This is a genomic window from Luteimicrobium album, from assembly GCF_030161555.1.
Lineage (GTDB): Bacteria > Actinomycetota > Actinomycetes > Actinomycetales > Cellulomonadaceae > Luteimicrobium > Luteimicrobium album.
The window spans coordinates 1902152-1928523 of record NZ_BSUK01000001.1 but is presented as its reverse complement, the minus strand read 5'-3'; the positions used below and the strand labels follow the sequence as shown (position 1 = coordinate 1928523).

Annotated in this window: 20 protein-coding genes and 3 pseudogenes; 9 read left to right on the top strand and 14 right to left on the bottom strand. The window is 72.9% G+C overall.

Going from position 1 to position 26372, the window contains the following annotated elements:
- Positions 1-185 precede the first annotated feature (185 nt).
- The gene (gene pulA, locus QQK45_RS10005; protein ID WP_284293138.1) at positions 186-3506 is read right to left on the bottom strand and encodes a pullulanase-type alpha-1,6-glucosidase; all 3321 of its coding nucleotides are present in this window, start codon (positions 3504-3506) and stop codon (positions 186-188) included.
- 680 nt (positions 3507-4186) lie between these two features.
- Between pulA and QQK45_RS22155 the strand changes: the two genes are divergently transcribed.
- Positions 4187-4525 carry a DinB family protein gene (locus QQK45_RS22155; RefSeq protein WP_348525197.1) on the top strand — a complete coding sequence of 113 codons (339 nt, stop codon included), beginning with the start codon at positions 4187-4189 and terminating at the stop codon, positions 4523-4525.
- 18 nt (positions 4526-4543) lie between these two features.
- Here QQK45_RS22155 and QQK45_RS09995 read toward each other — a convergent pair.
- From QQK45_RS09995 to QQK45_RS09980, 4 genes and pseudogenes are all read right to left on the bottom strand, one after another.
- Positions 4544-6009: pseudogene (locus tag QQK45_RS09995) on the bottom strand (sugar porter family MFS transporter).
- Between the two features lie 112 nt (positions 6010-6121).
- Positions 6122-6538 (bottom strand): DUF779 domain-containing protein, encoded by a 417-nt coding sequence (locus QQK45_RS09990; protein ID WP_284293136.1) that lies wholly within the window; start codon positions 6536-6538, stop codon positions 6122-6124.
- A gap of 13 nt (positions 6539-6551) precedes the next feature.
- The gene (gene adh / locus QQK45_RS09985; protein WP_284293135.1) at positions 6552-8075 is read right to left on the bottom strand and encodes an aldehyde dehydrogenase; all 1524 of its coding nucleotides are present in this window, start codon (positions 8073-8075) and stop codon (positions 6552-6554) included.
- Between the two features lie 135 nt (positions 8076-8210).
- A complete protein-coding gene (locus QQK45_RS09980) occupies positions 8211-8666 on the bottom strand; it encodes a hypothetical protein (RefSeq protein ID WP_284293134.1) in 456 nt (151 codons plus the stop codon).
- Positions 8667-9188: 522 nt separating this feature from the next.
- Here QQK45_RS09980 and QQK45_RS09975 point away from each other — a divergent pair.
- Complete coding sequence (locus tag QQK45_RS09975; RefSeq protein WP_284293133.1) at positions 9189-10805, top strand: HNH endonuclease signature motif containing protein; 1617 nt, start codon at positions 9189-9191, stop codon at positions 10803-10805.
- Between the two features lie 219 nt (positions 10806-11024).
- Here QQK45_RS09975 and QQK45_RS09970 read toward each other — a convergent pair whose 3' ends face one another.
- Together QQK45_RS09970 and QQK45_RS09965 are read right to left on the bottom strand one after the other, a co-directional pair.
- On the bottom strand, positions 11025-11582 hold the full coding sequence (locus tag QQK45_RS09970) for a GNAT family N-acetyltransferase (protein ID WP_284293132.1): 558 nt from the start codon (positions 11580-11582) through the stop codon (positions 11025-11027).
- A 71-nt stretch (positions 11583-11653) separates the two neighbouring features.
- The gene (locus QQK45_RS09965; RefSeq protein ID WP_284293131.1) at positions 11654-12910 is read right to left on the bottom strand and encodes a GAF domain-containing protein; all 1257 of its coding nucleotides are present in this window, start codon (positions 12908-12910) and stop codon (positions 11654-11656) included.
- A 77-nt stretch (positions 12911-12987) separates the two neighbouring features.
- On the opposite strand from QQK45_RS09965, the gene QQK45_RS09960 reads away from it, so the two are divergent.
- Entirely contained in the window at positions 12988-13854 is an 867-nt protein-coding gene (locus QQK45_RS09960) for an SDR family oxidoreductase (protein WP_284293130.1), read from the top strand.
- Positions 13855-13897: 43 nt separating this feature from the next.
- A pseudogene (locus tag QQK45_RS09955) lies at positions 13898-14499 on the top strand (TetR/AcrR family transcriptional regulator).
- A 9-nt stretch (positions 14500-14508) separates the two neighbouring features.
- On the opposite strand, the gene QQK45_RS09950 reads toward QQK45_RS09955, so the two are convergent.
- On the bottom strand, positions 14509-14901 hold the full coding sequence (locus QQK45_RS09950) for a DUF6194 family protein (RefSeq protein WP_284293129.1): 393 nt from the start codon (positions 14899-14901) through the stop codon (positions 14509-14511).
- Between the two features lie 134 nt (positions 14902-15035).
- On the opposite strand from QQK45_RS09950, the gene QQK45_RS09945 reads away from it, so the two are divergent.
- Positions 15036-15758 (top strand): MerR family transcriptional regulator, encoded by a 723-nt coding sequence (locus QQK45_RS09945; RefSeq protein WP_284293128.1) that lies wholly within the window; start codon positions 15036-15038, stop codon positions 15756-15758.
- Here QQK45_RS09945 and QQK45_RS09940 read toward each other — a convergent pair.
- Both QQK45_RS09940 and QQK45_RS09935 read right to left on the bottom strand, forming a co-directional pair.
- Positions 15755-16755 (bottom strand): annotated as a pseudogene (locus tag QQK45_RS09940) (IS481 family transposase). The gene QQK45_RS09945 and the pseudogene QQK45_RS09940 overlap by 4 nt on opposite strands.
- Positions 16756-16882: 127 nt before the next feature.
- Positions 16883-17308: a hypothetical protein gene (locus tag QQK45_RS09935; protein ID WP_284293127.1), complete on the bottom strand. Its 426-nt coding sequence runs from the start codon at positions 17306-17308 to the stop codon at positions 16883-16885.
- Between the two features lie 190 nt (positions 17309-17498).
- On the opposite strand from QQK45_RS09935, the gene QQK45_RS09930 reads away from it, so the two are divergent.
- Positions 17499-18164 carry a biliverdin-producing heme oxygenase gene (locus QQK45_RS09930; RefSeq protein WP_348525196.1) on the top strand — a complete coding sequence of 222 codons (666 nt, stop codon included), beginning with the start codon at positions 17499-17501 and terminating at the stop codon, positions 18162-18164.
- Here QQK45_RS09930 and pdxR read toward each other — a convergent pair.
- A complete protein-coding gene (gene pdxR, locus QQK45_RS09925) occupies positions 18118-19578 on the bottom strand; it encodes a MocR-like pyridoxine biosynthesis transcription factor PdxR (protein ID WP_284293126.1) in 1461 nt (486 codons plus the stop codon). The genes QQK45_RS09930 and pdxR overlap by 47 nt on opposite strands.
- Before the next feature lie 141 nt (positions 19579-19719).
- On the opposite strand from pdxR, the gene QQK45_RS09920 reads away from it, so the two are divergent.
- Positions 19720-20130 carry a carboxymuconolactone decarboxylase family protein gene (locus QQK45_RS09920; RefSeq protein WP_284293125.1) on the top strand — a complete coding sequence of 137 codons (411 nt, stop codon included), beginning with the start codon at positions 19720-19722 and terminating at the stop codon, positions 20128-20130.
- Here QQK45_RS09920 and QQK45_RS09915 read toward each other — a convergent pair.
- Both QQK45_RS09915 and QQK45_RS09910 read right to left on the bottom strand, forming a co-directional pair.
- Positions 20093-21016 (bottom strand): WxL protein peptidoglycan domain-containing protein, encoded by a 924-nt coding sequence (locus QQK45_RS09915; RefSeq protein ID WP_284293124.1) that lies wholly within the window; start codon positions 21014-21016, stop codon positions 20093-20095. The genes QQK45_RS09920 and QQK45_RS09915 overlap by 38 nt on opposite strands.
- Before the next feature lie 245 nt (positions 21017-21261).
- Positions 21262-23142 (bottom strand): hypothetical protein, encoded by a 1881-nt coding sequence (locus tag QQK45_RS09910; RefSeq protein WP_284293123.1) that lies wholly within the window; start codon positions 23140-23142, stop codon positions 21262-21264.
- A gap of 596 nt (positions 23143-23738) precedes the next feature.
- Here QQK45_RS09910 and QQK45_RS09905 point away from each other — a divergent pair.
- Together QQK45_RS09905 and QQK45_RS09900 are read left to right on the top strand one after the other, a co-directional pair.
- Positions 23739-24119: a hypothetical protein gene (locus QQK45_RS09905; RefSeq protein ID WP_284293122.1), complete on the top strand. Its 381-nt coding sequence runs from the start codon at positions 23739-23741 to the stop codon at positions 24117-24119.
- Between the two features lie 9 nt (positions 24120-24128).
- Positions 24129-24293: a hypothetical protein gene (locus QQK45_RS09900; protein ID WP_284293121.1), complete on the top strand. Its 165-nt coding sequence runs from the start codon at positions 24129-24131 to the stop codon at positions 24291-24293.
- A gap of 412 nt (positions 24294-24705) precedes the next feature.
- Here the strand turns inward: QQK45_RS09900 and QQK45_RS09895 are convergent, their stop codons facing one another.
- Positions 24706-26199: a hypothetical protein gene (locus QQK45_RS09895; protein ID WP_284293120.1), complete on the bottom strand. Its 1494-nt coding sequence runs from the start codon at positions 26197-26199 to the stop codon at positions 24706-24708.
- Positions 26200-26372: the final 173 nt, after the last annotated feature.

The following is a 26372-nucleotide window of genomic DNA, read 5'->3' as shown; positions in this document are numbered from 1 at the left end:
CGCCGTTGTCCCCTCTCGCTCGAAGCATCGAAGCACGGTTCGGAGCTTCCGGGGAGGTCTGAGTGGGACAGGTGACCCAATCGTTATCCGACACTCAGCCTCTCCGCGAAGCAGTACGGCCGCCGGTATACCTCGCGAGGCATACCGGCGGCCGTCCTACTTCGGCGTCGAGATCGGCGTCAGGGTCAGCGGTGGCCGTGGCCCCCTCTGTTCCCGTGACCGCCGTGGCCTCCGCGGGGCTCGGCGAGGGTGAGCACCGCGACCGTGCGCGCGGGGACGGAGACGGTGCCGGTGCGCGCGTCCCACGTGGTCCGCTTGACGACCGGGTCGTCCCCCTGGCGCTGGAGGGTCGAGAGCACGTAGCCCTTGCCCTTCAGCGCGGAGAGCGTCTCGGTGGCCGTCGTCGTGCCGGCGTTGAACACGACGAGGACGCCGTCGAGGTTTCGGTCGACGTCCTTGCCGCGCGTGTCGTCGACGTTCATCGCGATCACGCCGGGCGTGGCCGTCGCCGGGAACGTGAGCTTCTGCTCGACGATCTTCGCCGAGCCGAGCGAGAACAGCGGCGTCGACCTCTTGAGCCGCAGGAGCTGCTGCGCCTGGTCGGTCGCCGTCGCGATGTCCTTCGCGGTCGGATTCAGGGCCTTGTCGGCGAGCAGCGGCTTCATGATCGACCACTGCGAGCCGTTGTCCCCGGACAGCGGCAGGCCCTTGCCGAACCCGTTCGTCTTCCCGGACCAGTCGATCGCGTTGAACCAGTCGCCCGAGTTGTAGCTGTTGTTGTCGAGCGACTTGCTGCGCAGCAGGTCGGACCCGGCGAGCCACAGGGACGGCGACTGCGACAACGTGGCCGTGGCGAGCGAGAGCGTCTGCATGCGCACCCGGTCCGCCATCGACGTCACCTGGGGCAGCTTGAGCGTCAGCGCGTCGAACAGCGTCTGGTTGTCGTGCGCGTCGACGTAGCTGATCGACTCGTCCGGCTCGCTCGCGTAGCCCGCGGGCTGGCCGTTGTAGTCGACCTCGGAGCCCTTCTTCGTCGTCCCGTCGGACGTCACGAACGTGAAGTCCTTGAGGTTGCCCGACAGGCCCAGCTTCACGAGGTCCTCGTCGTGGCCGAGCAGCGCCTTCGACGCGTCGTCGGCGGTCCCGTACGACGGGTTGCCGTTCGGGTCGGTGAACAGGCCCGAGCCGTAGCCCTGCTGCTGCACCGTCGACGAGTCGACGGGCGAGCCGCCGCGGACGCCGTCGCGCAGCCGGTCGTTGAACGTCCCGATCCCGGTGCCGTCGAGCTGGCCCTGGGTAGCCTGCGTGAAGTACGCGTTGTTCGCGACCGCGCCGAAGTTCCAGCCCTCGCCGTACAGGTAGATGGTCTTCCCGTCGACCCCGTCCTTGCGCAGCGTCAGCTTGTCGAGCGCCGCCCGCACGGCCTTCATGTTGTCGACCGAGTGGAAGCCCATGAGGTCGAACCGGAAGCCGTCGACCTTGTACTCCTTGGCCCACAGGACCACCGAGTCGACCATGAGCTTCTGGGCCATGGTGTGCTCGGTCGCGACGTCCTGGCAGCACGTCGAGGTCTCGACCGCGCCGGTCGCGTCGAGCCGCTGGTAGTAGCCGGGAACCACCTTGTCGAGCACCGAGTTCTTGTCCTGGCCCGACGCCGAGGTGTGGTTGAAGACCTCGTCGACGACGACGCGCAGCCCGTCCGCGTGCAGCGCGCCGACCATGGTGCGGAACTCCGCGACGCGCGAGCCGCCGTCGGGGTGGACCGCGTACGAGCCCTCGGGGGCGAGGTAGTGGAGCGGGTCGTAGCCCCAGTTGTAGGCGTCGAAGTCCGTGACCGCGCCGACGCAGGCCTGCTGCTGGTCGGAGTCGGGGGCGTACGACGCGAGATCGCAGTCCGGTGTCTTCTGCTGGGAGCGGTCCTCGTTCACCGTAGCGAAGTCGAACGTCGGCTGCAGGTGGACCGTCGTCAGGCCCGCCTTCGCGAGGGTCTTGAGGTGCTTCGAGCCGTCGCTGTTCGTCGCGAAGGCGCCGTACGTCCCGCGCAGCGCGGCCGGGACCGTGGGGTCCGTGGCCGAGAAGTCGCGGACGCTCAGCTCGTAGATCGTCTGCTGCGTCGGGTCGCCGGCGCGCGGGGACGCCGTCCGGGCCCACTGCGACGGCTCGAGCGACCGGTCGGCGAGGTCGACGAGCACCGAGCGGGTCGAGTTCGTCGTGAGGGCGACCGAGTACGGGTCGGTCACGTCGTTCGTCTCGATCCGGCCCGTGGTGGGCGCGTAGACCTTGACCTCGTACAGGTACTGGCGGTTCCTCCACGACGGCGCGCCCGCCACGGTCCACGTGCCGTCCGACGCGCGGTGCGCCTGCACGCGCTGCGCCTTGCCCGTGCCCGACGCCGGGTAGAGCAGCAGGTCGACGTCCTGCGCCGTCGGCGCCCACAGCGCGAGTTGCGGCGCGTCGTGAGCCCACGTCACGCCGAGGCTGCGGCGCTGCGCGGAGGTGCCGTCGACGTCGTCGAGCACACCGGGGACCTGGACGCCCGTGAGGGCCCTGAGCGTGCCCTCGCCGTCCCAGGCCGCGAGGCGGAGCTCGCCCTGCAGCGCCTGCTCGACCGCGGCGCGGGACAGGTGGCGCGGATGGAGCGCGACGTAGCCCTTGAGGGCCGGGAAGCGCTTGAGCTGCGCGGCCGTCAGGCCCTTCGGGTCCGCGGTGAGCGGGATCTTCGTGCCACCGCTGACCGCGCTCCCGTCGCGAGTGAGCGACGCGTCGGACGACGAGTAGAGGGCCCAGGTCGTGGCGTCCGCCGCGAGGTCGGCGGGGACCGCGACGGTCCGGGCGTCGACCCACGGCGCGGCGTCCTCGGCCTCGCCGGCGACGGGCGCGTCGGTGACGTCGATCGCGAGCGCGTGCGTGGCGAGGGTGTACGTCAGCACGACCTGCTTGCCCGAGTCGACCGTGAACGGGATCGGGTCGCCACCCTTCGCGCCGCTCTGGCCGTAGACCTCGTCGTCGGACAGGCCGTGCGCGACACGCACGTGGTACGTGCCGGCCGTCAGCCCGGTGAGCTTCGCCGTGTAGATCCCGTTGCCGTCGGGGTCCTCGAGCCAGGCACCGAGGCAGCCGGCGTCGTCGTCGGACGCGCAGCCGAGCTGCGTCTGGAAGTCGCCGACCGCGGAGACGATCGGGTCGGCCGCCGTGTTGGTCGCCCAGTGCGTGACCGGGTCGTAGAAGAACGTGACGGGCTTCGAGCCGTCTGTCGTGTACGTGATGTTGTCGCCGCCCTGCGCGCCGCCTGCGCCGTAGTTCACGTCCCACGAGTCGTTCAGCGCGGCCTTGTACTCGTAGCTGCCGGCGGGGAGGTCGTAGGTGCCCGACCACACGCCGTCGGGGCGCTTCGTGAGCTCGGCCTGCGAGCAGCTCACGTCCCAGTCGCTCGCGCAGCCCATCTCGGTGTTCTGCGTGCCCGGGATGCTGACGTGCTGAGCGTCCGCAGCGGACGCGGACAGCACGCCCGGGACCGCCGCGAGGGGACGAGGACCGCTGCCGCGGCGCCGGCCGCGAGGGTTCGAGGCACCCGCGCCGTGCGGCGTCGGGCTCTGGAGGGTCTGGTCGACATGCGCTCTCCTTCGAGGGTGACCACCCCGCAGCACGGCTCAACGCACGACTGCAACGTCGTGCAAACCATGCAACAGGAAGAAACGCTGACCACCGTAGACGCCCGAAGAGTCGCGAACAAGACGACGCGGCAGCACAGCGCAGTTCAGATATTGCTGGTGCTCCGCGAAACGTACGTTGCAGCACGTTGCCGCACGGAAGCGGGCGTGACCCGGTGCAGCGAGGGCGGGGAGCGGGTGATGGCGCGCGGTCGTGGTGGGTCTGGCGGGAGCGAGCGAGGGACGAGCGAGCGGATGGTAGACCGCGCGCTATCACCCGCTCCCCGCCCGCCCCGACCACAACCGCCTAGCCACCGACGAGAGCCGTACGCTCTGACACGTGACCGACGACGCGAGCACCAATGGGATCGCCCCCGATACGAAGGACTGGACCTGGGTCCTCGAGCGCCCGTGCGCGGAGTGCGGCTTCGAGGCGGGCCGGCTCGAGGTCGAGGACATCGCCCCCCTGGTGCGCGACTCCCCCGCTGGCGTGCTCGCCTCACCGCCGACGACGCCCGGGTGCGTCCGGAGCCGGGGTGTGGTCGCCGCTCGAGTACGGCGCACACACCCGCGACGTGTTCCGGGTGTTCGACGTGCGTCTCGCGTCGATGCTGGAGTCCGACGACCCGCTGTTCGCCAACTGGGACCAGGACGCGGCGGCCCTGGAGGACGACTACGCGAGCCAGGATCCCGCCGTCGTCGGGCGCGAGCTCGAGGCGGCGGGCACAGCGATCGCGGGACGTTGGGACGTCGTGACGCCGGACCAGTACGAGCGCCCGGGGCGCCGGTCGAACGGGTCGGTCTTCACCGTCCGCACGCTGGGCCAGTACTTCGCGCACGACCTCGTGCACCACCTGCACGACGTCGGCGCCTGACGCAGCCGGCCGGCTCGCTCAGGCGGCGCTCTCGGCGACCTGGGTCTTGCCTCCACGACGCACGACGGCGGCGTCGTCGGACATGTCCTCGAGCTCGCGGCCCTTGGTCTCGGGGACCTGCCAGAACACGAAGAAGAACGACAGGATCGCGAAGAACGCGTAGAACCCGTACGCGAACGTGAGCCCGATCTCGGAGAACTTCGGGAACGTCGTCGAGATGAAGAAGTTGGCGAGCCACTGCGCGGCGGCTGCGACGGCGAGCGCGGTCGCGCGGATCGAGTTGGGGAACATCTCGCCGAGCAGCACCCAGACGAGCGGGCCCCACGTCGCGCCGAAGAACACGACGAAGCCGTTGGCCGCGACGAGCGCGACGGTGCCCCAGGCGCCCTCGAGGCTCGGGTTGTCGCCGGAGCCGGTCGCCTGGGAGAAGGCGATCGCCATGGTCGTCAGGCAGACGCCCATCCCGGCCGATCCGACGAGCAGCATGGGCCGCCGTCCGACCTTGTCGACCAGGAGGATCGCGACGACCGTCACCACGATGTTGGTGATGGACGTGATCACCGACTCGAGGAGCGCGTCGGACTCGTCGAAGCCGACCGACTGCCACAGCGACGACGAGTAGTAGAAGATCACGTTGATCCCCACGAACTGCTGGAACACCGACAGCAGGATCCCGACCCACACGACGGGTTTGAGCCCGAACCGGTTGCCCCGCAGGTCGCCCAGGGACTCGCGCTTCTCCTTGTCGATGGTCTTCTCGATCTCCTGGATCTTGAGGTTGACGTCGAGCTCGCCGGAGAAGTCGTGGAGGACCCGCGAAGCCTTGTCGTAGTCGCCCTTGTGCACGAGGTAGCGCGGAGACTCGGGCAGCCCGAGCGCGGCGATGCCGTACACGGCCGCGGGGATCGCGGTCACGAAGAACATCCAGCGCCAGGCCTCGAGGCCCCACCACAGGGTGTCGGACGCGCTGCCCGCGGTGTTCGCGAGGAGGTTGTCGGACAGCAGCGCGACGAAGATGCCGAGGACGATCGCGAGCTGCTGCAGCGAACCCAGGCGGCCGCGGACCCTGGCGGGCGACACCTCGGCGATGTACGCGGGTGCGATCACGGACGCGGCGCCCACGCCGAGGCCGCCGAGGACGCGCCACAGGATGAAGAGCGGGAGGTCGGGCGCGAGCCCCGTGAGGATCGACGAGACGAGGAACAGCCCCGACGCGATCACCATGACAGGGATGCGGCCGAGGCGGTTCGCCACTCCCCGGCGAACCAGGCACCGACGGCGCAACCCAGGAGCGCGGACGACACCGCGAAACCCTGGAGCCCCGTGTTGGTGATGTCGTAGTGCTTGTTGATGGACTCGACGGCCCCGTTGATGACGGACGTGTCGAAGCCGAACAGGAAGCCACCGAGCGCGGCACCGACGGAGATGAGGACCACCCGTACGTTGAACCTCGAGACGGTGGGCTTCTCGTTGGCGTTCGACATGACGTACCCCCGCTGGTCTCGGCGATCCGGTTCCTCTTCGGACCCTACCGAGCGTGCGACGACCCGCCACCGGAGCGGCGGGCCGTGCACGGTGCGGCGTAGGCTGCGCGATTCACGGGGAGGCGGCGTCGCCCTCGAGCGCGGCCCACTCGTCGTCGGTGAGCAGGCGGGAGCGGATCAGGAACCGCACACCCTCGGGCGCCTCGACGCTGAACCCGGAGCCCCGCCCGGGCACCACGTCGATCGTGAGGTGCGTGTGCTTCCAGTACGCGAACTGCGCGGCGCTCATCCACACGGGCACGGTGAACGACGACGGCGGGTCGCCGTCCGCACCGGGCTCCGCGATCACCAGGTCGCCCAGGCGGACGTCGGCGGGCTCGGAGACGAGGAGGTCGCCGTCGGGGTAGCACATGGGCGACGAGCCGTCGCAGCAGCCGCCGCTCTGGTGGAACATGAGCTCGCCGTGCCGGCGCCGCAGCCGCGCGAGGAGCGCGGCCGCGGCGTCGGTGACGTCGACCCTGTCGGTCACGTCGGGCCGCCGATCAGAAGAAGCCGAGCTTCTGGGGCGAGTAGCTGACCAGGAGGTTCTTGGTCTGCTGGTAGTGGTCGAGCATCATCTTGTGGTTCTCGCGTCCGACGCCGGACCCCTTGTATCCGCCGAACGCCGCCGCCGCGGGGTACGCGTGGTAGCAGTTCGTCCACACGCGGCCGGCCTCGATCTCCCGGCCCGCCCGGTAGGCGGTGTTCGCCTCGCGCGACCAGACGCCCGCGCCCAGCCCGTAGAGGGTGTCGTTCGCGATGCTGATCGCGTCGTCGAAGTCGGTGAAGCTCGTGACTGCGACGACCGGCCCGAAGATCTCCTCCTGGAAGATCCGCATCGAGTTCTTGCCCTCGAAGATGGTCGGCTGGACGTAGAAACCGTCCGCGAGGTCGCCGCCCAGCTCGGCCGGGGCCCCGCCCGTGAGGACCTTCGCGCCCTCGGCCTTCCCGATGTCGATGTACGACAGGATCTTCTCGAACTGGTCGTTGCTGGCCTGCGCGCCGATCATCGTCTCGGTGTCGAGCGGGTTGCCCTGCTTGACGGCCTCGGTGCGGGCCCTCGCGTCCGCGAGGAAACGGTCGTAGATGGACTCCTGGATGAGCGCACGCGACGGGCACGTGCACACCTCGCCCTGGTTGAGGGCGAACATCGTGAACCCCTCGAGGGCCTTGTCGTAGAAGTCGTCCTGGGCGCGGGCGACGTCGTCGAAGAAGATGTTCGGGCTCTTCCCGCCCAGCTCGAGCGTGACCGGGATGATGTTCTGGCTCGCGTACTGCATGATCAGGCGGCCCGTCGTGGTCTCGCCCGTGAACGCGATCTTGCGGATGCGCGGGCTGCTGGCCAGCGGCTTGCCGGCCTCGACCCCGAACCCGTTGACGACGTTCACGACACCCGCGGGCAGGAGGTCCGCGATGAGCTCCATGAGCAGCAGGATCGACGCGGGCGTCTGCTCGGCCGGCTTGAGCACGACCGTGTTGCCGGCCGCGAGCGCCGGCGCCAGCTTCCAGGTCGCCATGAGGATCGGGAAGTTCCACGGGATGATCTGCCCGACGACGCCCAGCGGCTCGTGGAAGTGGTACGCGATGGTGTCCTCGTCGATCTCGGAGATCGAGCCCTCCTGCGCACGGATCGCGCCCGCGAAGTAGCGGAAGTGGTCGATCGCGAGCGGGATGTCCGCGGCGAGCGTCTCGCGGACCGGCTTGCCGTTCTCCCACGACTCCGCGACCGCGATCTCCTCGAGGTGCTCCTCCATGCGGTCGGCGATCTTGTTGAGGATGTTCGCGCGCTCCGTGGCGCTCGTGCGGCCCCACGAGCGCGCGGCGCCGTGGGCGGCGTCGAGAGCGCGCTCGATGTCGGCGGCGTTACCGCGCGCGACCTCCGTGAACGTGTGGCCCGTGACCGGGCTGGGGTTCTCGAAGTAGTCGCCCGACGACGGCGGGACGTACTCGCCGCCGATCCAGTGGTCGTACCGGTCCCGGTACCTGACGATGCTGCCGGTCGTGCCCGGCGCGGCGTACACGGTCATGGCTGCCTCCTCGCAGTCGTGCCCCCGGCGCCCGGGGTGGGGGCGCCGCCCGGCGCGGTGCGCCGTCGGGACCGACGGTAGGAGCGCGACCGTTGCAGGTGCGTTGCACCCCAAAGGGCGCCGGACCGTCGCGTTTCAGGTGGCGTCCGAGCGGTAGCCCGTCCGCCTCTTCCAGGCGATCGGGGGATCGTAGTCGTCGTCCCACGGCATCGGCTGGTACGAGCGACAGCTCGGTTGCCGCGGGCCCGGCCACGGGCCTCCGAACGACCTGCGGCACGGGCAGACGTCAGCCGTGTTCGGGTTGCGGAGCACCCGGAACCGGGGCGGCTTGAGGCGGGCCGTGTAGTCGAGGACAGCGCCGGGCAGCACCGCGGCAGCGGCCGGTCCGACCGCCAGCCACGCACCCGGGCAGCCGTACCGTCGGGCGCCGTCGGGCAGGGCGTCGGCAGGGACGGACGCGAAGACGTAGGTCGAACCACAGCACCCGGCGTCCTCGACGTCGATCAGCACGCACCCGCCGAGCGCCGCGAGCTGGTCGATCGCCGCACGCGTCACGTCGAAGGGCGGGAGCACGGTCACGTCGTCGTCCACGTGGTGTGGTCTACCCTCGCCCACCCACACACCCGTCGACGGTGACATGCTGTTCGCCGACGGCGACGCTCCGGAGGGCGTGCCGCCCGCGGCCGTGGTGCGATCCCCGACGGTCCGTCCGTCGAGAGAAGTCGTGTCCGGGCGGGCACCTTCCCCGGGGCGCGGATGTCGGTGGCATCTGGCACACTCGAACGCATGTTCGAATCGACGTCTCCAGCCATGCACGATGAGGCCGTGCCGTGGTGGCTGGACGTCGAGCTCGAAGCGCATGGTGCTGATCCGCTCGGGCCGGCCGGGGCTGGTGTTCTGGTGGATCCGTTGGATGACCTCCTGGTCGAGGTGGCGGGGTTCGAGCCGCCGTCGGATGCTCCATCGCTCGGCGCCCTGCACACCGGCGCTGCGTTCACCGGCGCCGGGTGTGTCGAAGCGTCGGGTGCCGGGGGTCACGGACTGGAAGGTCTGGAGGACGTGGCCCCGGGGGCGGCTCTCGCGCGCGTGCTGGAGCGGCTCGAGGTTGCGGACGTGTCGGACGAAGCGTTGATCGAGGTGGTCGCCGCGGCCGAGCGGCTGCGGTCGTGGGCACTCGGTGCGCAGGTGACCGCGGTGGCCGAGCTGACAGCGCGAGCGGGTGGGTCGTCGGTCGCGGTCGACGGAGTGGGCGCCCAGGTCGCTGCGCGGTTGTGCGTGACGGGGCGTGCCGCGGACCTCCTGGTGGATCTCGCCGCTGGTCTGGGGGAGCTGCCGGAGGTTGCGGACGCGCTGATGGACGGGCGCGTCGACGAGCGACGGGCCCGCGTGCTCGTCGACGCGGTGGTGGATGTGCCACAGCAGGACCGGCGCGACCTGATCGCCCCGCTGGTCGGAACACGGGCGGTGCCTGGACCGGCGTGTCGCCTGACCGGGCCGCGCCTGCGGGACCGGGTGCGGCGTGTTGTCGCAGCCCACGATCCGACCGGTGCGAACCGGCGACGCGAGCGGGTCCGTGGCACGCGGTGCGTGCGGTTCGAACCGGCCGGGGACGCGATGGCCTACCTGACGGCCTTGTTGCCTGCCGACGACGCAGCGCGGGTCCGTGCGCACCTGGACGCTCTGTCCGTCCCAACTCATCGGATGCCGGACGAGGCCCGGAGCCTCGACCAGGTCCGGGCCGACACTCTCGTCGCGCTGCTCACCGGATCCCGGCCGGCCCTCGGGGACGACGCCGGCGAACCCTGCGATTCCGGCCAGGTCAGGGGCGCCGGCCGCGCCGTCACGGGCGACCCGGTGGGCGTCCACGCTGGCAGGCCCAGCTCTGCGGCCGTGGCTGCCTGGACCCCGCCGTCGGTGCGCACGGTCGTGCACGTCACCGTGGCCGCCTCGACCCTGCTCGGGGCCGACGACGCTCCCGGCGACCTGGCCGGGTTCGGTCCCATCGCCGCCGAGCTCGCCCGTGAGCTGGCCTCCGCCGGCGGGCCGAGTGGTGGGGACGTGACGTGGCAGCGGATCCTGACCGACCCTGTCACGGGCGCCGCGACCGACGTCTCCCGTCGTACCTACCGTCCTGGCGTGGTGCTCGGGGACCTGGTGCGGACCCGGGACGCCACGTGCACGTTCCCGGGCTGCCGGGTGCCCGCGTCTCGCTGCGATCTGGACCATGTCGAGCCCTTCGACCACCGCCGCGCCGAGGCTGGTCGCAACGTTCGAGGCAACGACGGAGGCGACGGCCGCGGAGCGGCCGGGCCGAGGCCGCCGGGGCAGACCCGCGCGGACAACCTGCATCCGGTGTGCCGACGTCATCACAACCTCAAGACGCACCACGGCTGGTCCACGACGCGCGACCCGATGACCGGGACGGTCACGTGGACCACGCCCTCCGGTCACGTGCACGAGGTTGGCGCCCACGTGACCGACCTCGCACGCCTGGACGACGACTTCAGTGCAGCTCCCGGCGACGGCGGCGTCGCGGGCAGCGACACGCGTCAGTCGGGCCCGTGGACCGAGGGTCGCGCGCGCACGTCCCACGGCGTCCGGACCCGACGCCCGAGCCCGAGCAGCGACCGTCGCTCGACAGAACGCCGGCCCGCTGAACGCCCGACGAACAAGGATCAGGCGACCGAAAGCCCGTCGGACCGACAGCCGGACGACGAGCCACCCTTCTGATACCACCCGGTCTGAGGCGCGTCAGAATCAGGCTTGGGGCTTCGATACCCAGCGCGCGGGGCCCCGCTGCACCGCGCGGGGACACCCCGGTCGTGGAGCGTCGCGCGAGCGTCTCGAAGGCCCGCCGCGTTCTCGTCCTGCGAGGCAGTGGCCGGTCGATCGCACTTCGAACACCCGGGCATCCCGCCGGTGGGCGATCAACGCGGGGACGGCCCTGGCTCAGTCGTCAGGAGTCACGGTTCCGATCTCTGCACAGGACTGGCAGAAGCCTGGAGCGAATTCGCAACCGGACTCGTTGCTCCAGCCCTGACCGGCTCCGGAAGGATTCCCGTGCGTGTGGCGCTCACACGGTCGCGGGTGCGCGCTAACGGACGTGCCGGACCTCGGCGAGGTCGAGCTCTTCATCGACGAAGCGTGCGCCGTCGGCCTTGAGGCCGTTGCGCTCGTAGAACCGTCGCGCTCGCGGGTTCTGCTCGACGACCCAGACCTGCGGGGCGTGCGCGGTGGGAGGACCGCGTCTAGCAGAGCCTGGCCGACGCCGGTCCCGTGGTGGGCCTCGAGCACGTAGAGGAGCCAGAGCTCGCGCTCGCGGGCGGGCGGGTGGTCCCCGATCTGCCGCCCGACGCTGCCGAAGGCAATCCCGATGATCTCGCCCGCGTGCTCGGCGACGGTGACGGTCCCGTCGCCCGCGAGCCAACGCTGCCATGTCGCGGCGCGCACCGTGAGGGTGTCGGATTCCCAGTGGTCAGCGGGAAGCAGCACGGAGTACGTCTCCACCCATTCACCGGAGGGGCCGCATCCCGTCTCCCAGCACGTCCGCGCGAGGCGCACTCCGCCGACCATCCAGCTCAGCGGCCGCCCGCACCGCCGAGACCGAACGTCCGGTCGAGGAGTGCGAGGCGACCGAGCGCGCGGGCGCGCGCGGCGCTGCCCGGCGGGCTGAGCCGGGCGAGCCGGGTCCAGGCGGCGTGGTCGTCGGCGCCCTCGCGGCGCCCCGTCCACCGTTCGACGACGGCCGGGTCGGCGCTGCGCAGGACGGCGGAGCGCACGTCGGCCTCGAGCTCGTCGCGCACCCGTTCGACGCCGGGCGCGACGGAGCGCGGGAGCACCGGGCCGGTGTAGGCGTGGAGGGCGCCCGCGACGTCGTCGGCCGCGAGACGCGCACGGACGTCGGCGACGTCGGTGGCGAGCGGCACGGCCAGGCGGTAGGGCCGGCCGCCGTCGAGCAGGGGCCCGACGACGCGGCGCAGCCGGGAGATCTCGGCGCGCACCGTGACGTCCGAGAGCGCACCCGGCGCGAGGAGCACGGCGAGCTCGTCGGCGGTGGACCCCTCGGCGCCCTCGGCCAGGAGGACGAGCAGCTCTGCATGGCGAAGGCTGAGCCGCTGCGTCGGGGCGCCGGGGAGGCGGAGCGCGGGCACCGGGCCGAGCACCTGCAGGCCGGGCCGCGCGTCGGGCGGTCGCCGACCGCCGAGATCGCTCCGCGCGAGCTCGCGCTCGACGGCGGCGGCCGACGCGCGTACGAGCGACAGCATCACGCCCGACGCCGCGGGTGCGCCGCCCGTGACGTCGAGGACGCCCAGCACCTGGCCGGTCGCGAGGTCGCGGACGGGAGCCGCCGCGCACGAGTACGCCTGGACGGGCCGGGTGAAGTGCTCGGGGCCCACGACCTGGACGGGTCGCCCGGTCGCGAGCGCGGTGCCGGGGGCGTTCGTCCCGACGACGTCCTCGCGCCACACCGCACCCTCGACGAAGCCGATGCTCCCGACCTCGTCGCGCACGCGCCGGTTCCCCTCCACCCAGAGGAGGCGGCCGGCGTCGTCGGACAGGGCGACGATCAGGCCGTCGTCGGCGACAGCATCCACGAGGAGGTCGCGGACGATCGGCATCGCCGCGGCGAGCGGGCTGCGCGAGCGTTCGCCGACGAGGTCGGCGTGCGTGAGCGACACCTCGGTGCGCGGGCTGTCGGGGTCGAGTCCGCGGCGCAGGCTGCGCTCCCACGAGTCCGCGACCAGGGCTCGGACGCCCGGACGGCCGTGCACGGACGCGACGTCCCCGGACACGACGGCCTCGTACGCGACGTTGACACGACGGTCGACGGCCACCGGCACCTCCCGGGGTGACGCCCGCGACGTCGCGGGCCGAGGTGCAGCCAGTGTAGGTCGGGGCGCACGATGAGCCCATGGGTGAAGAAGCCTCCCTGGCACGCGTCGCGGTCACGGGCTCGACGGGACACCTCGGCGGCCTGGTCGCGCGCCTCCTCGCCGACGACGGCGTCCCCCAGCGTCTGCTCGTCCGCTCGCCCGAGCGGGCCCCGGACCTGCCGGGCGCGCAGGTGCTGCAGGCGGCGTACGGGGACCGGGACGCCGTCGAGCGGGCGCTGGAGGGTGTGGAGGTGGTGCTGTTCGTGTCGGCGACCGAGTCGGTCGACCGCACCGACCAGCACGAGCGGTTCGCGGAGGCGGCCGTGCGGGCCGGGGTGCGGCACGTCGTCTACACGTCGTTCCAGGGCGCGGGCCCCGACGCGTCGTTCACGCTCGCGCGCGACCACGCGGCGACCGAGGAGATCCTCCGGCTGTCGGGGATGGCGTGGACGTTCCTGCGCGACAGCCTCTACCTCGACGTCCTGCCCGCGTGGGTGGGCGACGACGGCGTCCTGCGTGGGCCGGCGGGCGACGGCGCGGTCGCGGCGGTCGCACGCGCGGACGTCGCGCGCTGCGCCGCGGCCGTCCTGACCGACGTCCTCGCCGACCCCGGCACGCACGGCGGCCGCGCCTACGAGCTCACGGGTCGCGAGGCGATCACGCTCGACCAGGCGACCCGGACGATCTCCGACGTCACCGGCCGGTCTGCCCGCTACCACGCCGAGACGCTGCACGAGGCCTACACGTCACGGGCGGTCTACGGGGCGCCGCGGTGGCAGGTCGACGCGTGGGTCTCGACCTACACGGCGATCGCGGAGGGCGCCCTCCGGCACGTCAGCGGAGACGTCGAACGGCTGACCGGGCGCGAGCCGATGACGCTCCGGGACGTGCTTCAGGCCACGTGAACGGGCGTCCAAGGTTATGACGTCCCGATGTTACCGTGTCAGCATGCCAAAGATCATCGGGGGTCGCTGCACGAGCACCGTGCGCAGACCCGGCAGAAGCTCTTCACCGCCCTGTCCACCCTGATGACCGACCGAGGCTTCGACACCATCACCCTCGCCGAGATCGCCGCGGCCGCCGGCGTGGGCCGCACGGCCGTGTACAACCACTTCCCGGACAAGGAAGCGATGCTCCTCGGCTTCATCACGCACGAGACCGAGCAGTACGTGCACACCCTCGAGCGGGCGCTCGCCGACGTCGACGACCCCGTCGAGAAGCTCCGCACCTACGTCCGTCAGCAGGCCCGGCTGTCGCGCGTGTTCCACCTCGCGCCCGGCCCCGACCTCCGGAGCATCCTGTCCAAGCAGGCCCAGCACCGGCTCCGCGAGCACGTCGTCCTCGTCGAGACGATCCTCCGCGACATCCTCGACGAGGGCGTCCGGACCGGGGAGTTCCCGCCGCAGGACGTCGAGGTGACCGTCGGGCTCGTCAATGCCTGCCTGTCCGGGCGCCTCATCCCCGAGTCCTCACCCGAGCGTGAGCGCTGCATCGCAGCGACCGAGTCGTTCGTCCTGCGCGCGGTGGGCGCACAGCCGGTCGCGGCCTGACCGGTCGCGTCAACCCTCGACCCCACCCCGACCCGCGCGTCTGCGCTCCACACGTCGCTGATCCGCGAGGTGCGCCTGCCGGAGCGCCACCAGAAGGCGGCCCATGGTGCGGCCGGCCGGGTTGACGACAGCCACCCAGCCGTAGTCGCCGTACAGCGGGTGCGGGAGGAACACGTCGGTCTCGCCGAAGTCGATCGCTCCGCGCTCCGCCCCAGCTGGCGGGTAGCCGACCAGCTCGGCGAACAGCTCGGCGCCCACGTGCACGTTGACCCTCCACCGGTCGGGCGCACGCAGGCGCGACCAGGAGTCGTCCGGGTAGTCCTTCGTGACGATCGTCGCGTACGGCTGTCGGGCGCGGGGCACCTCGCCGTCCGGCGCGTAGTAGAAGAAGAAGTCCCCCACGAGATCGGGGGCTGCTTGCTCCCCACCTGCGGAGCGAGCTCGAGCACACCGGGAAGACCCCGGAGTTCCGTGAGAACCTGGTCCATCGACATGGTTCAAGTGTCATCTTGAAGCGCTTGTGGAGGGTTGATCGCGTGGACCACGCGATGACGACGGGCGACCTGGCGGCCGCGGCAGGGTACTCGGTCCAGCAGGTTCGCGACCTCGAACGACTCGGCGTGATCCCTTCCGCCGCGCGTTGCCCCAACGGCTACCGCCGCTTCGGGACCGAGCACGTCGACGCGCTCCGCGCGTACCGCGACCTCGCGGCCGCGGTCGGCCCCGTCGAGGCACGGAGCATCATGCCCGAGATCCGCACCGTTCCTCACGACGATGCCGTCGCCCGGATCGTCGCCCTCCACACCGCGCTGGCCCGGTCCCGCGACGACACGCTCGCCGCCCTCCGAGCGCTCGACGACATCGTCGAGGAGGCCGCGCACGACGACCCGCCGGCGCCGGGCGACGCGCTGAGTATCACCGAGCTGGCGCGTGCGCTCGGGGTGCGGGCGTCCGCGTTGCGCTTCTGGGAGGGTGAGGGCCTCGTCCGGCCGGAGAGGGTTGGCGCGCACGGTGCGCGGGTCTACCCGCCGAGCGCGGTGCGGGACGCGCGGATCGTCGCCGCACTGCGCGCGGGCGGCTACCGGATCCCGGCAGCACGAGCCGTGATGAGCTCCATCGGGAGCGCCCACGGCACGCGCGAGGCGCGCTCGGCGCTCCATGACCGGCTCCGGGCGATCGCCATGCAGTCAGAAGCCCTGCTGCGCGTGGGCGCCGAGCTTCTCCCGCTCCTGCCGGCGCCCACAGACGCCGACGGCTAGATGTGATGTCCAGGGAGGTTGGTCAGCCGGGTGATCGGTGGCTGGTTGCCGATCGCGGAGTGGGGTCTGTGGTGATTGTAGAAGTGGAGCCATCCGGGCAGGGCGGCCCGGCGTTCGGTCTCTGAGGCATAAAAGCGGGCGTAGGCCCAACCGTCGCCGAGCGTGCGGTGGAAGCGTTCGATCTTCCCGTTGGTCTGCGGACGGTAGGGGCGGGTGCGCTTGTGAGTGATCCCGAGCTGGTTGCAGGCATCGCGCCAGGCGTGGGAGCGGTAGGCCGATCCGTTGTCCGAGAGCACTCGCTCGACGTTCACTCCGCGTTCGGCGAACCAGGCCACGGCGCGCTCGAGCACGCCCACCGCGGTCGTGCCCTTCTCATCGGAGCAGATCTCGGCATAGGCCAGACGGGAATGGTCATCGATGACCGTGTGGACGTAGGCGCGCCCGATCAACGGGTTGTGCCAGCGGTTGCGGGGACCACCGGTCCGCTCGGTGGTAGCGATCCGGTTGCGGTCTCCTTGCTGACGCCCGACGTAGCGGTGTCCGCCCCCGTCGGGGATGTTGCCGAACTTCGTGACATCGACGTGGATCAGCGAGCCAGGGTGGTCGTGCTCGTAACGGCGCAGCGGTTCGCCGGTGACCCGGTCGATCCAGGCCAGCCGGTTGATCCGGCACCGCACCAGCACCGCGTGGACCGTGGAGGCAGGCATGCCAAGGCGTCCAGCGATCTGGACCGGGCCCAGGCGGTGACGCCACCGCAACCGCACGACCTGCTTGACCACGTGCTGCGGGGTGCGGGTCGGGCTGCGACGCGGACGCGAGCTGCGGTCGCCCATCCCGCGGCGCCCTCGGCCCGGTACCGATCGGCCCACTTCTTCGCGGTGCGCGCCGAGACCATGAACATCTTCGCCGCGGCCGAGTAGGTCCAGCCGCTGTCCACGACCACGCGTGCGAGTCTCAGCCGCGTCTTCGAGGTCAGCAGGGCGTTAGCGTGGGACATGAAGGCCTCCGGTTGGTGCGAAGTGGTTCCTCGACAGCTCCACTTCACAACCGGAGGCCTTCGTCATCCGGTAACCCGAGCCCGTGTCGCCATCACGAGATCGGAACAACGTCCCTGGACATCACAGCTAGAGGCCGACGAGCTCGTCAGGGGCCAGCCAGCGCACTCCCCGACGGTGGCTGAGGAGCTGGCCCCGCAGCCGCACGCCCGCGGTGCGGCACGCCTGCGCGAGCTGCGCCGCCCACGCCCGGTCGAGCGTCGTGGCCCGGTCGTCGAGCCGCCGCTCCCACACCACCACGACCCGCGCCGCGCCGAGCTCCTCGATCATCGCCGCGAGCGACGCCGCGAGCTGCTCGGCGTGGCCGTCGTCGGGGCTCGGCGGGAAGTCGGGGACGGGCAGCAGCACGGGGAGCTGGCAGTCGTCGTCGTCGAGGAAGAACAGCCAGAGCTGGCGGCGCGCCGCAGGCCCCACGATGTCGCGCACACGCTCGGTCACGTCCTCGTCGGTCGCGAGCGGAAGGTCCGGCAGGTCCAGGGCGTCGGGGATCGTCATGGGCCCAGGGTGTCGCCTGCGAGCGGCCGGCCACCGGCGCCCGACGCACGCTGTGCACAAGCCGCACCTCACCGGCGCAGGGGGTGGCCGTCGTCGGGCAGAAGATCACAGTGTGAGATAAGGGTAGGCAAGGCTAACCTTCCTCGCGTACTCTTCCTGACAACGTGTCATCTGCACCCGAGGAGAGATCGTGAGCCTGACCGTCGCACCCGACGTCCTGCCCACCACCACGCTGTCGCTGCGCCTGCGCGAGGGGACCCGGCCCGAGCACGAGCAGGCCGAGGCGTCCGGGTTCGTCGAACAGCTCCTCGCGGGGAACCTCGACGTCGCCGCCTACGCCGACCTGGCCGCCCAGCAGCTCGCCGTCTACCGCGCGCTCGAGGCCGAGAGCACGGCGGTCCGCGCCGACGCCCGCGGCGCGCGCCTCGTGTTCGACGAGCTCACCCGCACCCCCTCGATCGAGCGCGACCTCGCGTTCCTCGTCGGGCCGGACTGGGCCGAGCGGATCGTGATCCGGCCCGCGACCCTCGCGTACGTCGCGCACCTGCAGGGCGTCGGCGGCGACCTCGCGCGCTACGCGGCCCACGCGTACACGCGCTACCTCGGCGACCTGTCCGGCGGGCAGATCATCAAGCGCATGCTCGAGCGCCACTACGGGCTCGGCCCCGACGGCCTCGCGTTCTACACGTTCGACGAGATCCCCAAGTCCAAGCCGTTCAAGGACCTGTACCGCGAGCGCCTCGACGGGCTCGGGCTCGACGAGGCCGAGGTCGCGCGCGCCGTCGACGAGGCGAGGCTCGCGTTCCGCCTCAACGCGGCGATGTTCGCGGACCTCGGGGCCGTGCACTGCGCCTGACCGCCTCGGCCAGCACGGCCACGGTCGCGTCGATCGCAGCCGCGTAGCCGGACGCGGGCGGCGCCCCGAACCCGACGACGACGCAGCGTTCGTCCGCGTCCGACGGGTCACCGGATCCGGGGCCGCCCGCGCGGAAGTCGGCCAACGCCTCGAACCGGACGCCGTGCCGCTCCCCCGCCGCGACGGCCTCGCTCGCGCGGACGCCGTCGGGCAGCTCGACGACGACGTGCAGCCCGGCGGGGAGCCCGCGGAGCCGGGCGTCGGGCACGCGGTCGGCGAGCGCCGCGGCGAGCCGGGCGCGGCGGTCGCGGTAGGAGGCGCGCACCCGCCGGACGTGGCGGTCGTAGGCGTGCGTCGCGAGCAGGTCGGCGAGCACGGCCTGCGCGAGCCCGTCCGAGCGCACCCCGCTGGCGGCGCGCAGCCGGTCGAGCTCAGCGACCAGCCACCCGGGTCCGACGGCCCAGCCGATCCCGAGCGCGGGCGAGAACGCCTTGTTCGCCGTCCCCGCGTAGACGACGTGCCCGGGCGCGAGGGCCTGCAGGGCGCCGACGGGGCGGCGGTCGTAGCGGAGCTCGCCGTCGTAGTCGTCCTCGACGACCAGCCCGTCGGTCGCCTCGGCCCAGCGCGCGACGGCGACCCTCCGCGCCGGGGCCAGGGGAACGCCCGTCGGGAACTGGTGTGCCGGGGTGAGCAGGACGGCGTCGGCGTCGAGAAGGTCGACGCGGGCGCCGTCCTCGTCGACGGGCAGCACCTGGAGCTCGAGCCCGGAGGCTCGGACGATCGCGCGGTGCGCCTCGTGCCCGTACTCCTCGATCGCGAGCCGTCGCGCGCCGCTCGCCCGCAGGGCCGCGCACACGAGCGCGAGGGTCTCGCTGAAGCCCGTGGTCACGACGACGTCGTCCGGCGTCGCGACGACGCCGCGCGTGCGCCCCACGTACTCCGCCACCTGCGCGCGCAGCCCCGGCAGCCCGACGCGCGGGGTGTAGCCGAGGTCGTCCGGGCCGAGAGTGGCGAGCGCGCGCCGGGTCGCGCCCGCCCAGACGCCCCGGGGGAGCTGGGTGCCGTCGGGCAGGCCGGCGCGCAGGTCGGTGGTTCGCCGGGTGGCGCGTGAGGGCGGCGCCGGGCGGGGTGCCGGGCGAGGCGGCTCCCCGACCCACGTGCCCGCGCCGACGCGCGCCTCGAACCAGCCCTCCGCGACGAGCTGCCCGTACACCTCGGCGACCGTGTTGCGGGCGATCCCGAGGTCGGCGGCGAGGGTGCGCGACGACGGCACGCGCGTCCCTGGGGCCAGGCGCCCGGTCCGGACGGCGTCGCGCAGCGCGTCCTCGAGGGCGCGGCGCGGTCTCGTCCCGCGCGCCGCACCGGGGTCGAGGAACAGGTCGAGGCCCGCGCGAGTGGCCCACGTTTCTGTCATCGAAGTGGACTCTACGCGCGGGCCGATGCCGCGTAACGTCGAGGACATGACCACCACAGAGACCAGCGCCTCGGCAGAGGCCCCCGTCACCATCCCCGTCCGCCTGGCCATCGAGAAGGCCGCCCCGGCTTCGCCGCGGCCATGAACCGCCTGCACCGCGCCGCCGAGGCCGAGCTCGACCGCGTCGGCTTCGACGCGCGCCTGCGCGACCTGGTCCGGCTGCGCGCCTCGCAGCTCAACGGCTGCGCCTACTGCGTCGACCTCCACACCACGGACGCCCTCGCCGCGGGCGAGCATCCGCAGCGCGTCACCGCCGTCCCCGTGTGGCGTGAGGCGCCGTTCTTCACGGCTCGCGAGCGCGCCGCCCTCGACCTCGCCGAGCAGGTCACGCTCCTCGCGCAGACCCACGTGCCCGACGCCGTCTGGCAGGAGGCCACGCGGCACTTCACCCCGGACGAGCTCGGAGCCCTCGTCGCCGCACTCACGACCATCAACGCGTGGAACACCATCAACGTCACGACGCGGACGTGGAACCCGGCGCTCCGGGACTGACCGCCGCGTCACCCACAGCGGGGCGGCGGCGGTCGAGCAGGCGCGGCAGCAGGACGGCGCCCAGCACGACGAGCACCACCACGACCAGCACCGCCCACGGCACCGCCCACGCCGACGCGGCGCCCGACGCGGACGCCGTCGCCCCTCCCCCGACGCCGACCGCGACCGCGTGCACGTCGACGTCCGCCGACGCGCGGCCGAGCGGGCGCACCCCAGGCACGGTGACCGTCCGCACGACGCTCGACCCGGGCAGGACCTCGGGGGCGTCGTCGGGCAGGGAGACCTTCGCCCACCCGAACGGGCCGGTGACCGTGATGGTCCCCGCCGGGACGATGCGGGCGTTGCCCGTGTTGGTGACGCGGTAGCGCACCGTCACGGGCACGGTCGCCACGGGGTTCACCGAGCTGCCAGCGGCGACGTGGACGTCCGAGACGGTCATCGCGGGCGCGAGCGCCCCCGCGACCCGCAGGTGCATGCGCAGCGCGAGGCGGCGGTCCACGGTCACCGTGGACCCGGCGGCCTGCTGCGCGAGCGACGTCACGATGCCGGCGCTGTGATCGCCCGGCGCGGCGTCCTTCGGGACCCGCACCGTGAACCGCACGGTCTTCGACCCGTGCGCCGGGACGTGCACGGACGACGTCGCGACGGTCGTCCACGCACCCAGGTCCACCGACTTCTTGCCCGCGGCGAGCAGGTCGAGCTGGCCCGACGCCGTCGTGAACGCGTCCGCCGCGTACACGCGCAGGTCCAGGGCTTCGGCCGAGTGGTTCGTGACCACGACGGCGTCCTCGACCGTCGTCCCGGGCTTCGCCGCGTACGCGTAGTTGGCGCGGCTACCCCCGAGACGTCGGCCTTCGGCGCCTTCGAGGTGGGAGCGAGCCCCCACGAGACCGTGCCCGACGGCGCGGCGCTCGGCGAGACCGTGGCCGCGAGCGCCGTCGTCGGGAACGCCACCAAGAGGCTGCCGACGACGATCACGAGCGCGACCCCTCGCCGAAGTAGGCCCCCGGGGGCCCAGTTCGCGAGGAGACGGGGCGGGGCGGGGAGGTGGGGGCGTCGATCATCATGTTCCTCCGGGTCGCCCCGGCGGCCGGTCCGTGAGCACGGGCCGGCCGCCGGGGCTCGGGTGCGTCAGCCGACCGCGGTCAGCGTGAGCGTGCCGGCGTAGTCGCCGGCCGCCGTGTCGAGCGGGATCTGCAGGGTCAGGCCGGCGTCGACCGTGACCTCGCCCTTCGGGTGGCCGACGGCCGCCGACGCGAGGGTGCGCGACGCCGCGAGGCCGTCGTTCACGCCGGGAGCGACCTCAGTGCCGGCGACGGCGCCCACGGTGTTGGCACCGACGGCCGGCTTCCAGCCGAGGTACTTGCCGCCGAACGACGCGGCGCCGTCCGACGAGCGGAAGTCGGTCACCGAGCCGGACAGCGTCCACGCCGGAGCGTCGGTGCGCGTGTCGGTGACCTTCACCTGGCGCAGCGCGCCGGTCGCGGTGAACACGTCGGTGCCGGCGGTCGCGGTGCCGAGGTCCACGGCGCCCGAGCCGAGCACGGTCCACGAGAACTCACCGGGGTCGCCGGGCTCGCCCGGGTTCTCGCCCCCGGTCTCGGGGACGGTCACGTCGACCGGGACGTCGCCGTCGCCGACGAACGTCAGCGCGGTGAACGTCTCGTAGCCCGGCTGCGCGGCACCGCCGCCCGGGTAGGTGTAGATGCCGTAGCGGCCGTCCGTGAGGCCCTTGGCGGTCGCGGCCTCGTCGGCGGCGTCCTTCGAGACGGTGAACGTCGTGGTGAACGAGCCGTCGGCCGACAGCTCGATGGCGCCCTTCGAGGGCCCGCCGATGGTGTCGATGTCGGCCGCGGACACGGCCCACTTGACGTCCGCCGTCGGGCGGGTCGACGACGCGGCGCCGCCCGAGGGCTTCCAGTCCTCGGCGAACTTGCCGAACGCCACGTACACGCCGGCGGGCTTGCCGGCGAGCGGCGGGCGCGACGCGATCGCGGCCGACGGGTCGAAGCCGGTGCCCTTGACGGTGACCTCGGTCTCGCCCGACGCGGAGAGCGTCGTCTTCGAGACGGTGACCTTCGGGTCGAGCGCCGGCGCCGCGGGGACGTCCCACGCCACGCTGAGCGGTGCGGCGACCTTGCGGGCGTCGGTCGAGCCGCCCGACGAGTACCAGTACGAGCTCTGCCCCGTGAGCTGCTGGAAGTCGACGAACGACTGCGGGAACGAGCCCCACGTCGCGCCGCTCGTGCTCTGCGCCGTGCCCGAACCCGTGTCCACGGACACGCCCAGGTACTCGGGGGTCACGGTGAAACCGTCCGCGTCGACCGTCACGCCCTTGAGGTTCGCGAGCGTGATCGTCGTGGGGGTGAGGGCCGTCCACTTGGACGTGTCGTTCATGTCGGCGCCCCAGCCCGACGCGGTGCCGGTGAGGGTCGCGGTGCCGTCGGCGGCGACCTTGAGCTCGGGATCGGAGACCGTCCAGTAGGTGAGGCCGCCGTAGTAGACGACCGTGAACGAGCCGTCCCACGTGATGTCGGCGGTGCCGGCCGCGGTGTCGACCGTGCCGGCGCCGTTCTTCAGCTCGACGCGGTTGCCCGACGTGCTGGTCGCGGCGGTGGTGACCGCCTTGCCGTCCTTGTCCTGGCACTTGGTGGCCCAGGTGGGCTGCGCGTAGTCGCCGGCCGCGTTCGGCTTCTCGATCGTGACGTCGCCGTCCTGCGTCTTGTAGAAGCCGTCGGCCTCGGTCCAGAGGCGCGACGAGCCGGCGTTCCCGGCCGCCCCGGCGGACAGGAAGTTGCAGCCGCCGAAGAAGGCCCCGCCGCCCGACTCGGCGTTGACCGCCCAGTCGAGCTCGACGCCGCTGACCGACGTGCCCGCCGCCTGCGCCGCCCCGGCGCCGACCAGCGCGCCCGTGACGCCCAGCGCGAGCGCCCCGACCCCGGCCGCGAGCCGACGGCCCGCTCGCCATCGTGGCGTGTTCGTGTCCATGATGTCCTTTCGTGTCGGCACCACGCGGTGCCTGTCTCGTTGACGCGAGGCGCACGGCTCTGCCGTGCGCATGGGTGCCGTCGCCGGCACGTGCCGTCCCGCCGTCGGCCGGTGTCCAGACCCCGGCGGCGGGGCGGGTTCACCCCAGGAACGGGAGGACGAGCCACCCCCTCCGGAAGCCGTGGACCGCGCCGGCCGCGAGCACCAGCAGCCCGGCCGTCGCGTACGTGAGGACGTCCCCGCCCGACGGCGCAGCCGCCGTGAGTGCCGGGACGAGCGCCTTGCCCCCGCCGACCGTGGGTGCCGCAGCGGCGACGAAGGCCGCCTGGCCGGGGTCGGAGGCGATCGGGTCGGTGGGGTCGAGCGCCGACGGGGTGCCCGCTCCCCCGGAGCCCGGGCTTCCCCGGGAGAGCGGGTGCCGGACGTCCCGGAGCCGCCGTCGTCCGCGCCGCCCGAGCTGCCGAAGCCGCCCGTCCCCCGGACGACGCCGGCGGCTCGCTGACCGCGTTGGTGGGCCCGTCGCCGGACCCGCCCCCGTGCCCCCGCCCGTGGTCGTGTCGCCTGGGTCGACCGCGACCGGCGCGTCGGCGTCGTAGCTCACGTAGACCGGCGCGGCGACCTTGAACGGATCCCGCTGCCCGCCCGACGCGAACCAGTACGAGAGCTGTCCGGTCTTCGCCTGGAAGTCGACGAAGCTCTGCGGGAACGAGCCCCAGTACGACGCGTTCTCCGACGTGCGCGGCGCCTGCGCCGTCGCGCCGGCGGGCACGGTCACGGCCGTCCCGACGTACGCCGGGACCACCTTGAAGCCCTTGGCCCCGGTGAGCGGGACACGCTTCAGGTCCGCCAGAACGACCGTCGTCGCGGGGAGCGCGTCCCACTTCGACTGGTCCTCCATGGACGTGCCGTACCCGCCCGCGGTCGCGGTGAGCGTGCCCGTACCGTCGGCCTTGACCGTGAGCACCGGGTCGCTCGCCCACCAGTACGTGAGCCCGCCGTAGAACACGGACGTGAACGTGCCCTTCCAGCGGATCGTCGCGGTGCCCTGGTCGGGGTCGACGGTCCCGGTGCCGCCGTCGACGACGACCTGCGTGCCCGTGCTCAGCCCGTTCCCCGTCGACACCGTCTGCCCGCCGGGCGCCTGGCATCGCGACGCGAACGTCGCCGCCCGGTAGACGCCCTTGGCGTCGGGCTTCTCGACGCTCACCTTCCCCGCGGTCGCGTGGTAGTACGTCGCGTCGGTCCAGACCTTCCCGCCGTGCGTGTTCCCGTCCGTGCCGGGCCGACCCGCCATGAGGAAGTTGCACCCGCCGAAGTAGGCGCCGCTCCCCGCCTCCGCGTTGAGCGCCCAGCGCAGGCTCGCGTCGGACACGGTGAACGGTCCGTCCGCCTTCGCCGTGTCCGGGACGGTCACGGTGATCGGGATGTCGTCGTCCGTGGCGACGGCGCCCGACGACGTCGCGGACGCGGGTGCACCGGTGGCGGCCGCGAGAGGCGCGCCCAGGGCGACGGTGGCGAGCACGAGGGCGGCGACACGTCCGACCGTGCGCGTCGCACGGCTCGTGGCGCGATGCGTCGCGCGGCGCGTCACGCGTGCCTCCCCGTCGGGACGGGCTGGGTAGACGGCCCCGTCGGCGGCTTCGCCAGGATCGGGAAGAGTGCCTCGGCCTGAGCGGCGGCCGCGTCGGGCGGCTCGGGCGCTGCCTGCGGCGCCGAAGGCTCGACCGGCTCGCCCGGTGTCCTCTCCGTCTCCGGCGCGGCCGGCGTCCCCGGTTCGCTCGGCAGACCCGGCTCGGTCGGCGCCTGCGCCCGCGCGGCCCGCTTGCGCCGTCGGGCCGTGACGAACGACGACAGGATCACAGCGAGCAGCAGGAGCGCGGCCACGCCGACGGCGATCTCGGCGGGCGACCAGCCGTCGTCCTTCGCGCTCGCGGCGGCCGCGGCACGGGCGGCTGCGTCGGCGGCGGACGCCTCGGCCGGGTCGCGCCGGACGGTGAGCGCGACCTCGGGCGCCTGGCCCGACTTCGCGCCCGTGAGCTTGAGCGTGTGCGTGCCGAGCCGGGTGTCGTCCGGGAGCTGGAGGACGCCCGCGACGTCGCCCTGCGCACCCGCGGTGAGCGGGCCGACCGCGAGGACGCCGTCGTCGAACGAGCCCACGACCTGCTCGCCGGGCGTGAAGCCCTGCGCGACGAAGCTCAGGACGTGCCCGGCGACCGCCGTCGTCTTGTCGACGCCGAGCGTCGCGCTCGCGGGCGCCTCGGCGTTCTTCGCGGTCGTGCCGGTTCCCGCGGACGTGCTCGCCGCGCCGTCGGCGGCCGTGTCGGTGCCGGCCGAGCCGGCGCCCGACGAGCCCGCGGTCCCGCTGCCCGCCGAGCCGGCGCCGCTCGAGCCGGCCCCGTTCGCCGCCGAGCCTGACGCCGAGCCCTGCGCGGCGCCCGAACCCGAGGCGCTCTTCTTCGTGGCCGACCTCGCGCCCTGCAGGTCGACGAAGCTCACGGCCGTGAACGTCTCGTTGCTCGGGTTGACGACGCCGTGCGCGCCGATCGTGATGACGCCGCACGTGACCTTGCGGCAGTCGACCGTGACGGTCGTGCCGTCGCGGTCCTGGGTCTGGAACGTCGGGCCGGGGACGACCAGCGTGGTCTTCCAGGTGCCGTCGGCCTTGATCTCGCCGCCGTTGGCCGCGTACTCGGTGTCCGAGCCGGGGAACGACACGAACTTCTCGAAGCCCTTGTTGTCCTTGGTCTCCGAGTCGGGGACGTAGCGCAGGTCCGTGCCGGTCTTGCCGCCCTGGCTGGGCCGCCAGGAGCCGCCCTGCGGGTCGTCGACCCACCCGAACAGCACGTAGATCCCGCCGAAGCCGCCCTTGATGGACTGGAACCCGCTGCCCGCGAGGGTGAGCGTCGTGGAGTAGGTCAGGTCGGCGTGGGCGGCGCCGTCGGGCCCGCTCACGGTGACGCGCGGCTCGGCGGACGCGGGGACGGCCGCGGCGACGAGGCCCGCGCCGGCGAGCAGCGCCGTCGCGAGCGTCCCGACGACGGCGCCGGCGAGGCGGGCGCCCGGGCGGCGGACGTGGGTCATGCTCGGCTTCCTTCGGTGGTGGCCGTGCTCGCGGAGGAGCGCCCCGCACCGGGAGCACGAGCAGCTCGCCGGTGTCGGGGTGGCGCAGGGTCTGCACGGGGTGGTCGTAGACGCGGCTCAGCAGCTCGCTCGTGAGGACGTCGTCGGGCGTGCCGACGCCGGCGACCTGCCCG